This window comes from Oceanobacillus luteolus (genome assembly GCF_023715655.1).
Taxonomy (GTDB): Bacteria; Bacillota; Bacilli; order Bacillales; family Amphibacillaceae; genus Oceanobacillus; species Oceanobacillus luteolus.
The window spans coordinates 41,699-51,393 of the sequence record NZ_JAMBON010000025.1; the positions used below are offsets into that span (position 1 = coordinate 41,699).

Annotated in this window: 13 protein-coding genes and 1 other annotated feature (1 of these 14 cut by a window edge); of the genes, 5 read left to right on the plus strand and 8 right to left on the minus strand. The window is 38.3% G+C overall.

Translation table 11 applies throughout. From position 1 onward, the window contains the following. Positions 1-14: a binding site (T-box leader), on the minus strand (it extends 195 nt beyond the left edge of the window). 120 nt (positions 15-134) lie between these two features. Further along, the gene (gene dsdA / locus M3210_RS13705) at positions 135-1,460 is read left to right on the plus strand and encodes a D-serine ammonia-lyase (RefSeq protein WP_251515532.1); all 1,326 of its coding nucleotides are present in this window, start codon (positions 135-137) and stop codon (positions 1,458-1,460) included. 75 nt (positions 1,461-1,535) lie between these two features. Here dsdA and M3210_RS13710 read toward each other — a convergent pair whose 3' ends face one another. The 7 genes from M3210_RS13710 to M3210_RS13740 all read right to left on the minus strand — a co-directional run bounded on the left by M3210_RS13710 (position 1,536) and on the right by M3210_RS13740 (position 5,638). Continuing rightward, complete coding sequence (locus M3210_RS13710; protein WP_251515499.1) at positions 1,536-1,691, minus strand: hypothetical protein; 156 nt, start codon at positions 1,689-1,691, stop codon at positions 1,536-1,538. 268 nt (positions 1,692-1,959) lie between these two features. Next, positions 1,960-2,385 carry a VOC family protein gene (locus tag M3210_RS13715; RefSeq protein ID WP_251515502.1) on the minus strand — a complete coding sequence of 142 codons (426 nt, stop codon included), beginning with the start codon at positions 2,383-2,385 and terminating at the stop codon, positions 1,960-1,962. Between the two features lie 25 nt (positions 2,386-2,410). Beyond that, positions 2,411-3,187: an aspartate dehydrogenase gene (gene nadX / locus M3210_RS13720; RefSeq protein WP_251515504.1), complete on the minus strand. Its 777-nt coding sequence runs from the start codon at positions 3,185-3,187 to the stop codon at positions 2,411-2,413. A gap of 41 nt (positions 3,188-3,228) precedes the next feature. Further along, complete coding sequence (locus M3210_RS13725; protein ID WP_251515506.1) at positions 3,229-3,978, minus strand: hypothetical protein; 750 nt, start codon at positions 3,976-3,978, stop codon at positions 3,229-3,231. Beyond that, positions 3,968-4,291 carry a PadR family transcriptional regulator gene (locus M3210_RS13730; protein ID WP_251515538.1) on the minus strand — a complete coding sequence of 108 codons (324 nt, stop codon included), beginning with the start codon at positions 4,289-4,291 and terminating at the stop codon, positions 3,968-3,970. The genes M3210_RS13725 and M3210_RS13730 overlap by 11 nt, the downstream gene beginning before the upstream one ends. Positions 4,292-4,468: 177 nt before the next feature. Further along, positions 4,469-5,026 carry a DUF4256 domain-containing protein gene (locus M3210_RS13735; protein ID WP_432806991.1) on the minus strand — a complete coding sequence of 186 codons (558 nt, stop codon included), beginning with the start codon at positions 5,024-5,026 and terminating at the stop codon, positions 4,469-4,471. Between the two features lie 210 nt (positions 5,027-5,236). Next, positions 5,237-5,638 (minus strand): hypothetical protein, encoded by a 402-nt coding sequence (locus M3210_RS13740; RefSeq protein WP_349774363.1) that lies wholly within the window; start codon positions 5,636-5,638, stop codon positions 5,237-5,239. 235 nt (positions 5,639-5,873) lie between these two features. Between M3210_RS13740 and M3210_RS13745 the strand changes: the two genes are divergently transcribed. Both M3210_RS13745 and M3210_RS13750 read left to right on the plus strand, forming a co-directional pair. Continuing rightward, positions 5,874-6,230: a DMT family transporter gene (locus M3210_RS13745; protein ID WP_251515510.1), complete on the plus strand. Its 357-nt coding sequence runs from the start codon at positions 5,874-5,876 to the stop codon at positions 6,228-6,230. Then, the gene (locus M3210_RS13750; RefSeq protein ID WP_251515512.1) at positions 6,230-6,544 is read left to right on the plus strand and encodes a DMT family transporter; all 315 of its coding nucleotides are present in this window, start codon (positions 6,230-6,232) and stop codon (positions 6,542-6,544) included. The genes M3210_RS13745 and M3210_RS13750 overlap by 1 nt, the downstream gene beginning before the upstream one ends. Before the next feature lie 604 nt (positions 6,545-7,148). Here M3210_RS13750 and M3210_RS13755 read toward each other — a convergent pair. Continuing rightward, a complete protein-coding gene (locus tag M3210_RS13755; protein ID WP_251515515.1) occupies positions 7,149-7,709 on the minus strand; it encodes a hypothetical protein in 561 nt (186 codons plus the stop codon). A 215-nt stretch (positions 7,710-7,924) separates the two neighbouring features. Between M3210_RS13755 and M3210_RS13760 the strand changes: the two genes are divergently transcribed. Together M3210_RS13760 and M3210_RS13765 are read left to right on the plus strand one after the other, a co-directional pair. After that, entirely contained in the window at positions 7,925-9,316 is a 1,392-nt protein-coding gene (locus M3210_RS13760) for a PQQ-dependent sugar dehydrogenase (RefSeq protein ID WP_251515524.1), read from the plus strand. Between the two features lie 121 nt (positions 9,317-9,437). After that, positions 9,438-9,632, plus strand: coding sequence for a hypothetical protein (locus M3210_RS13765; RefSeq protein ID WP_251515526.1), 195 nt, complete (start codon positions 9,438-9,440; stop codon positions 9,630-9,632). The last annotated feature ends 63 nt before the right edge of the window (positions 9,633-9,695 follow it).

Here is a 9,695-nt window from a genome sequence, read left to right on the forward strand (position 1 = left end):
ATCATCGATTTATTTCAGTATTTATTACATTATACAGATTATACGGAAAATTACAAGTCCTCTTTAAGCTTAACAATTAATTCTGAGAATGGTAAACTGCAGGTAATTAGTATACGGAGGGTTCTCATATGGACATCAATCATCTTCAACAGTTCAAAGCATCATTTCCACTAATCGAAGATTTAATTTCATTAAAGGAAACCCTATGGTTTAATCCAAAACTATCAGCTTATCAAACGGGTATAGAGCTCGCTCCATTGTCTCGCGCTAATGTAATAGATGCAGAAGATAGGCTGAATCGGTTTGCCTCTTATATAGCCAATGTTTATCCAGAGACAAAGGAGGCGGGTGGAATCATCGAATCCCCCCTCGTAACAATCCCAAAAATGAAGCAAAAACTAGAGAAGGATTATTCACAACCCATTTTTGGTGAGTTATTACTAAAATGTGATAGTCACCTCCCTATTTCTGGATCGATTAAAGCAAGAGGTGGAATATACGAAGTACTGAAACATGCAGAGCAGTTAGCTATAGAAAAGGGACTACTCACAACCGACGACGATTACTCCATTTTAGCTAATGAGAAGTTCCGTACGTTTTTCTCCAACTATTCTATTGCTGTCGGCTCAACAGGGAATTTAGGACTCAGCATTGGCATCATGAGCGCCAAGTTAGGTTTCCAAGTCACTGTTCATATGTCCCGTGATGCAAAACAATGGAAAAAGGACTTACTACGCAGTAAAAACGTTAAAGTGGTGGAATACGAAGCAGATTTCAGTAAAGCCGTAGAAGAGGGGAGAATACAAGCCGAAAAAGATCCGACATGTCACTTTGTCGATGATGAGAATTCAACGGATTTATTTTTAGGTTATGCAGTTGCCGCTTCCAGACTGAAAAAACAATTGGATGATTTAAATATAACCGTTGATGAGGAACATCCATTGTTCGTCTACTTGCCTTGTGGAGTTGGTGGTGGGCCCGGAGGAGTAGCCTTTGGCTTAAAACTTGCTTTTGGAGATCATGTTCATTGTTTCTTTGCGGAACCGACACATTCACCAGCCATAATGTTAGGAATGATGACCGCGCTTCATGACGAGATTTCCGTTCAGGATATCGGACTTGATAACCAAACTGCAGCAGATGGTTTAGCAGTTGGCCGGCCCTCTGGTTTCGTCGGTAAAGTGATGGAACCATTTTTAAGCGGATGTTTTACGGTGAGGGATGAAAAGATGTATAGCTTATTAAAGGATTTGGCAGACACAGAAGAGATATTGTTGGAGCCCTCTGCATTAGCAGGCATGATTGGTCCAACGAAATTATTCCAAGAGGGGAAAAGTTATTTTGAAAACTACAATCTAACTGGGAAAATGGAAAACGCCACGCACATCGTATGGGCGACGGGGGGAAGTATGGTCCCTGAGGATGTTATGGCTAATTATTACGCAGAGGGAAAAAATTAAATCGATAACTTTATTAATTGAGTAAAGAGTGTATGCTCAACGATTTAGTTGAAGTCATACACTCTTTTCTAAATTTTAGTTTCTTCCCGCTCGTTTGTTTTTCTTTTGATGCAGATTCAGAAACTCCGTATCCTCTGCAATTTCCACATCTCGCTTTGGCCGTGTATCATATTTTCTTACATTCCTCTGTTTACCTTTATCTTTTTCTCTGTTCTTATTCTCTTCAGACATGAATCAGACCTCCTAGTGAAAGATATCAGTCTTATCATGTCCTAGTTTATCCATTCCTATTTCATTTTTATGTGTATTGAAAGTTAGTTTTTGTTCAGACTATCCTTTAAAAGGAGTGAATCACATGAGCAAAGGTAAAAAGAAAAAGAACAAAAGCAAAGAGGAATTAAATGACATGAAAGACGATAAAAAGTACCGTCAAAATCGTCCTCCTAGATAAGTTACAGAAGTCGAAGGAAACTATAATTTCCTTCGACTCACTCACATCTTAAGTATAGGATCGGTTCATTAATACGATTCGCCAGCCATCCGGATCCTCAATGGTAACTCCCTGTTCTTTCCAATAATCGTTCTCTGGCTTCACTTCCGGGAAGCCCATTTTATTCAACCGATCAACTACAACATTAATTTCTTCTTTATTCGTTATATAAAATACCAATAGATTGTCTTTAGAGGGAGCAGGGCAGGGGCTTCCGTCAACATGACGGGTAAATTCCAAGTGATAGTCGACATCTGGTAATCCGATTATCACACCCTCATATCCTCGATGACCTTCGAATCGTTGTATCTCCTGCAGCCCTAATCCATTGACGTAAAAATCAATCACTTCTTCAAACTGATCGGTTGGCCTCGCAATTCTTACTTGAGCAGCAGTAAAATCTTTAAACTTCATTTTCTCAGCCCTTTCTTCCATTAATACTTTCCTGGGTTACTCTCCATTATCCGATCTTTATCTTGCTTTCCAATCTCTTTAACGTACCCAAAATACTCATTGCTGCCAAATAACTCGTTTTTGGATTGGATGGGAGCGGATTGTTTTTTATTGTAAAAGTTGCATCCCCAAATTCACCTTTCATTTCAACTTGATGGATATTTTTCTCGATATGTGGATCTGCGATCATTCTTACAGTTGTATGATGTATCCCTAAACTTGCTAGAGACAAAACGATGGAAACATTTATGTTTTTTGGAAATTGAATAATCGCATCTGCTGCTTTTCCTTCAAAAATAATTTTTTCTTCCGTTAGCGGTTCATCGATAAGTGAATGAGCAGGTTTTCTTGTTGTTATTGATACACTTGTCACCGTACCAAGTGCATGAGCATTCTGCAGTAAATCTAATCCGCCTATTGCACCTGATGGCAAATGAATAAAATGATTATGCTTTTCAGCTAATTGTTCAACTTCCAATAGTAATGCATTATCCACAAGGGCACCAACACTAATTAACACTACATCTTTTTTCTTGATGCACTCAGGAATAAGTGTCTTTACTGCCTCTACATTCGCCGCTTCTACAACTATATCAATCTCTGAATCCAAGAAAGCATGAAGATCTGTATATAGTTTAACTCCGAATTCAGATTCCAATGCCTCATATTTTTCTTTATTACGTACATAAACACTTTTGACTGAGATCGTATCTTTTTGAGATAGATTAATTTCTTTTAATAAAAAGTTAGCAATAGCTCCTGCCCCAATCAAGCCGACATTCATGAAATTCCTCCTCGATTTTTACTTCGTGACTTTGATCATTGTCACGCTTTCTTTTTCTTATTTTTACGGTAGACAAAATAAATGATACTAGCAATGATAAGTGTAAATATAACGATTGTAATTGTTATATAGACAGGGTCTTCATTAATATGCTCCGGTGTGAAACGTAGTGCTAACGGTCCCCAAGACAGGAAGAACGGAACTATGATTGTGATCCATGATTTCGAATAAAATGCCCATGTAATAAATACAATGATGCATCCTATAACAATCAAGTTATTTTGCATTGGAGAAGCTATAAAAAATGGGTCTTGTTCCAAAAAGTGCACAGCTAGGAAAATTCCAGTTGTAATGATATATGCCGCTCCAACTATAACGAAGAACCATTTGGAATGAAAAAATTTTGGCAAGACACGGACGAGTAAGAACCCGTAAAGTACAAAGGACAGAGCACTTACAGTCCCTAGTCCCCAAATCCCCACTTTAGATAAGCTAAATTCACCCATGAGGGCAGGAGTAAAGCACGAGAATGCTACTACCAACAATACTGTCATGGGGGCCAGCGTCATAAACTGCCTTGCATCAAATCCCATTTCCTTGCCAATACTTTTCATATATTCCCTTGGTGAACTTCCTATAATATCTTTAATTCCTTTTCCCTCTGCTTCCGCAACAAGCAAATGGTCTTCCAGCTCAGCGGTAATTTCAGCAATTTCTTCTTCTTTCTTACCCTTCGATAAAAGATACATTCTAAGTTCTATAATGAATTGATCTGCTTCCTTAGATAACATCATCCCCATCCCCTTCTTCAAGCAATGAATAGACCCCGGCTGATAGCTTCTCCCAGTGCTCCTTAAACCTTTCCAGCTCTTCTAATCCTACTTCCGTAATAGAATAATACTTCCTCTTCGGTCCAGCCGGAGATTTTCTCATGACAGAAGTAACCAGTTTGTTTTTTTGAAGACGCAAGAGAACCGGATAGATACTTCCTTCACTTACCACAGCAAAATTATGTTCTTTCAACTTCTCTGTAATCTCATAGCCATACGTTTCCCCTTTTGCAATCAGAGCAAGTAAACTCCCCTCCAATAACCCTTTTAGCATTTGTGTTGTTGTCGACAAGGTATTCACCTCAGTTAATTTGTTATCACTATCTTACATTACAATATAGTGCATTGCAAGATAGATTAGTTTATTTTATCTCTGTACCATAAAATCAACACATAAAAAAAGAGCAGGTTAACAAACCTACTCCCTTCACATCTTATTCTTTGTGGGTTTTTATACCCTGAGTAATCCTCGGAATCCTCGAGAAGCGTAATAAGAATCTGCTCCATTATGATACATGAACACTTGCCCATACCGGTAATCGCAGAAAATCGCTCCACCCAATTCTCGAATCGAGTCTGGTGTTTTCACCCAAGTTGATGTTTTCTGATCAAAAACTTCTAACTTTTGTAAATCACGATACTGTTCTTCTGTTAAGAGCTCAATTCCCATTTCATTCGCCACATCCATTACACTATTTTTAGGCGGATGTTTTTTCCTCGATTCCAAAGCCTCCCGATCATAGCACAGGCTTCTTCGTCCTTTTGGGCTTTCCTTGGAACAATCACAGAAAATGTATGATCCCGTACCTTCCTCAAAGCCAACTACATCTGGCTCACCTTCTGTTCTTTCCATTTCATGTAGTGACCATAATTTATCAGGGTTAGACTCCAGCTTTGCTTCAACATCTGTCCACTGAAGCCCTTCATGGCGGTGCATGTTTTCTTCAAAACGTTTTTTCAGAACACTGAGTAATTCTTGATGTTGTTCTTCAGTCAATACTTTGCCCATTAGAGACATCTTCACTCCTTATTTGATTTGTAATTATTATTTCATTCCCTTTGTCCTCATTATACCTAAAATTAGTTTTCAATAGGGAAAAGCTAAAAATCTGCTTCCATTCTAAGCAATCATAGATTCTTTTTGCTGCTTGTTTACGATGTATTTTCTTCATAACATATCTAGCTATAGGTTGGGCAAGTGCTATTTCAATCCAAAATGCTATCCCAAAATTCCTAAACCAGCTGAGAAAGAGATTTGAATAGGCTCTATACTTATTTCTCTCGCACCAACCCAGGAGCCGACAATAGTGAGGATAATCGATAAGACAGTTACATTAAAAAAAGTATTCATTAGAATGCGTGCATTAAATCCATCCGTTTTTTCAATGAATTTCGGTAGGATCTTCCCTTCTAACGGTCCTGCTACAAATCGTACTAGAATAATTACAATACCCCACATAAGTGGAACAATCTTTAACGTGTCTAAATAAACCTCTATACTGAAACCTCTTTCCATTCCCATGATTATCGGTGCAATTGTATTCACCGAGATCAAGGAAATAATCAACATAAATAATATGCCTTCCTTTGCATTTTGTGGCAATCTTTCTTCCTTATGCATCGTTACCCTCCGAAAAATTTTATTTTCAGATGGTAGACGTATCAAAATGACATATATTTTTGGTTACTTAAGTTACCAATATCTCTACACACTGATTTTTTCATTATACCATCTCTAAAGGAGGAACTGCATAGTAACATGATTAACCAGTCTTCAAAAGGTTTCATTTAATGGACTTTAACCAGCGGTTATCGTTAAGATGATAGTAATTGACACAGACAAAGGAGGCCCATCTATGGGATGGACATATGTATTATTTGCTGCAATTATTGAAGTTGTTTGGGTGCTTGGATTGAAGTATTCCGATAACTTCTGGATGTGGTCGGGGACAATAATCGCTCTTATTTTAAGCTTTTACTTCATCATTAAAGCATGTGAAGTCCTCCCATCCGGCTCCGTGTATGCCACATTTACCGGATCAGGAGCTGCAGCGATTGCAATCATTGATTTCGCCTTTTTAGGAGAAACATTTACAATTGCAAAAGGACTTTTTATCCTGCTGATTATTATTGGTGTAGTAGGTATTCAATTGACGACAGGTGAAAAAGATAAATCACAGGATTCAGTATCGTTAAAGGAAGGTGATGCGTAATGGCCTGGTTTTATTTATTCCTCGCAAGCTTTGGAGAAATCTTCGGGGTTGCCAGCATCAATATGTATTTGAAAAAACGGTCATGGAAATGGCTTCTTACATTAGTTGTTGTCTTTGGACTTGGCTTTTATTTCCTTGCATTGGCGATGCGTGATATTCCTCTTGGAACTGCGTATGCAATTTGGACGGGACTAGGAGCAACCGGAGCGGTAATTATGGGGGTCGTTTTCTTTAAGGAAAAGATGAGTATTCTACGTATCATCTTCTTAACTTTTATCATTTCTGGAGCGGTAGGATTAAGGTTGGCTTCCTAGAAAGACGCGAGACCGCGATATTACTTGTAATCAGGCGTTAAATTTGACCATATAAGAAATGGTTTCGTCCGAACTAAATAGCGACTACTTTATAAGAACACGAACATGAACGGATTCTTTTCGTTCGTGTTCTTACACGGCTTCTAAGTGCATGAACATAAACAATTTCTTGTCATTCGTGTTCTTATACGGCTTCTATGAGCACGAACATAAGCAATTTCTTTTCGTTCGTGCTCTTACAAGGCTTCTAAGTGCATGAACATAAACAATTTCTTGTCATTCGTGTTCTTATATAGCTTCTAAGAACATGAACATTAAAAAAATCTTTTCGTTCGTGTTCTTACACGGCTTCTAAGTGCATGAACACAAACAATTTCTTGTCATTCGTGTTCTTATACGACTACTAAGTGCATGAACATAAATAAAATCTTCTCGTTCGTGTTCTTACACGGCTTCTAAGAGCACAAACATAAGCAATCTCTTTTCATTCGTGTTCTTATCACGCTTGTAAGGACTTAAATATATGCAAGTTCTTTTCATTGATGTTACCAAAATACCCTCCTAAATTATAAACTTCTTCGAGCACTCACACCTCATTAAGTTTCTATTTAGAAACAACTTTATTAAAAGCCGAGATACTAATCTTTTTCCAAATCCAGCCATACAATAATGCAAATCCGAATACCCCTAAAATAATTAGACTACTAAAATGAGAAGTTATCGATGGTCCCAATACGGCAAATCTGAATCCATATAATAAAATACTGATCCCCGAGGTCAGACATGTTGCCGAAAATACGCTAACCAATATGCTTCTCTTTAAATACCTAATCCCAGTTCCTAAACTTAGTCCTAATAATCCTGTTGTAAAGAGAAATATTAATAGCTCGCTTGGTTGTAATATTGCCAGTAATAATCCAGTTAAGCTGTACGTCATCACTCCAATTCTCAGTGACAGTAGACCCGCAAGCGCCAGTGGAAGAGTGGTCATCGTACTGAACAGATAACCGATCCCAGTGAATATTCCTGCTGATTGTAAAATAACTGCAATCGCGCCTAACAGCGCACCGACCACTAGATGCATCGCCCCTGAACGAATATCAATTATCGGAACAAGCTCCTTGCCCCAAGCTTTCATGAAAACTCTCTTAACAAAATTCCGCATTTGGCACCTCCATTATAGGTAAATGCCTTAATAACGTATTTTATGCTTGGAATGTTCAATCTGAGATTTTCTATAAAACAAGCTGCCAGCACACAGATGTGCTCGTACTGACGCTATTTACCTCCTGTTAATTAGATAGAAGTTACTATTTGGTACTATGGCAGCTGCATTGACCATAATCTTATAAGAGAGAAGAGAGGAAGGGGTAATATTAGTTGATAAAAGTTAATATTCAATTACGTCCGATTGTGACTAAGTTAAACTTGCCAACTGTTCTAAAGACAGCGGTCCTGCCAGGTGACTCGATGGAAAGATTGTTCATCGCAACTCAGGTCGGGGAAATCTTTTTCATTGGAGATGGAGATGTAAGGCTTTTTCTGGATATTCGCTCTCAAATTATAAAACTAGAAGATTATGATGAACGGGGATTAATAGGATTAGCATTTCATCCGCAATTTTATTATAACGGTCTTTTTTACATCCATTATTCAGTTGCTGACACCCAAGGTCCAGGTGCATTAGCTGAGCCTTTTAAACCTGATCCTTGCGATCCTGCTACGTTGAACCTCAAATGGACCAATAGAGAAACCCAATACGATCATATTGATACCGTTGAAGAATGGATGATACAGACAAACAGTGCCCCGATAAAAAGACGCACGTTACTTAACTTACGAAGGCCATTTGCTAATCATAACGGTGTTAACAGTTTGAACTTCTCTCCCGAAACCGGAAGACTTGTTTTGACAACTGGAGATGGCGGCTCAGGTTATGACCCATTTAATTTAAGTCAGGATGATATGGAAATAGCCGGTAAAATAATTGAAATTGATGTTGATACGAATACATTTATGAATAACCCTCCAGTAGTTACTCGTTTTAATGAACTACCAACAAGCATTCAGTCCATACTTACAATAATGGCAAAGGGGGTCCGCAACATACCAGGGATTGCATTTCAAAGGAGTAATAATCAATATATTAAATATGCAGGAAATGTCGGACAAGATTTAGTGGAATCCATTTTCTCATTCATCAATTACCGAACGATACCAGTTACACGATTAGTTCAGACTTCTCCAAATCAATCTGAACTTGATCGAGCCGGATTGATTAACTTCGGATGGCGAGGATGGGAGGGGGCCTTTCCCACTTCCATACCAAGAGAATGTTCCACAAATACAAGTCGCGATGAGAAAACAATTGCTTATTATCAAGAAGCAGTGGAAGCTTCAGCAAAGCGCCTTTTACCTTTAACTAGTTATTTTCATGATGATAGCAGAACCGATAAGTTTGAAGGTACTGCCCTTACAGGTGTGCAAGTCTATATGGGAAACTCACTTTCCGATTTGACTGGCAGTGTTATCTTTACCGACATTGCGAGGAAAGGTAATCCAGGAGCTCCGATAAGAGGGGCACTAGCTTATACGAAATTAGAGAAAAATTATAAACCCAGTGATTTCAGTGTTATAAATGTAGATTACGATTTTGGGTCTGAATCAGCTTATTATGTCAGTTTGGGAACAAACCTTGATCAAACTCGTCTATATTTGGGAGTTTATAGTTCTATGCAAGTAGCGAAATTAAACCAGGGTACCGTATTTTAAATTGAAACACCTAACTAATCTCTTACTTATCCATAACTGTAAACCCGTAATCAAACAACGCATACAAAAATGAAGCACCTCTTGCTAAGATAGAAATATCAATTGAAGGAGGTGCTTTTCTATGCCACATGAAGAACTAATCATCGTGCCCGTAACACTCCATCCTGAAAAAGAAGAACCTATGTTAGCGACCCCACCAGTTTCCTCGGCAACTCCTGTTTTTACGATGAAATCAGGCAGCCTTGAACTTTCCTTCTTTAACGGTGTGGATGAGCATATCATTCAAACCGTCATAAGGGAGTTGAGAAATGAATGAGGCAAGATTATACAGACGTCAAGAACATTTATATTGTTTGTGGAAAGACGGATATGAGAAAGG

Coding starts and splice junctions, on each gene's coding strand:
- M3210_RS13710 (WP_251515499.1), bottom strand. CDS start 1,691: ATGTCTGAAGAGAATAAGAACAGAGAAAAAGATAAAGGTAAACAGAGG.
- M3210_RS13715 (WP_251515502.1), bottom strand. CDS start 2,385: ATGGAAGAAAGGGCTGAGAAAATGAAGTTTAAAGATTTTACTGCTGCT.
- nadX (WP_251515504.1), bottom strand. CDS start 3,187: ATGAATGTCGGCTTGATTGGGGCAGGAGCTATTGCTAACTTTTTATTA.
- M3210_RS13725 (WP_251515506.1), bottom strand. CDS start 3,978: ATGTTATCTAAGGAAGCAGATCAATTCATTATAGAACTTAGAATGTAT.
- M3210_RS13730 (WP_251515538.1), bottom strand. CDS start 4,291: ATGCTAAAAGGGTTATTGGAGGGGAGTTTACTTGCTCTGATTGCAAAA.
- M3210_RS13735 (WP_432806991.1), bottom strand. CDS start 5,026: ATGGGCAAAGTATTGACTGAAGAACAACATCAAGAATTACTCAGTGTT.
- M3210_RS13740 (WP_349774363.1), bottom strand. CDS start 5,638: ATGCATAAGGAAGAAAGATTGCCACAAAATGCAAAGGAAGGCATATTA.
- M3210_RS13745 (WP_251515510.1), top strand. CDS start 5,874: ATGGGATGGACATATGTATTATTTGCTGCAATTATTGAAGTTGTTTGG.
- M3210_RS13750 (WP_251515512.1), top strand. CDS start 6,230: ATGGCCTGGTTTTATTTATTCCTCGCAAGCTTTGGAGAAATCTTCGGG.
- M3210_RS13755 (WP_251515515.1), bottom strand. CDS start 7,709: ATGCGGAATTTTGTTAAGAGAGTTTTCATGAAAGCTTGGGGCAAGGAG.
- M3210_RS13765 (WP_251515526.1), top strand. CDS start 9,438: ATGCCACATGAAGAACTAATCATCGTGCCCGTAACACTCCATCCTGAA.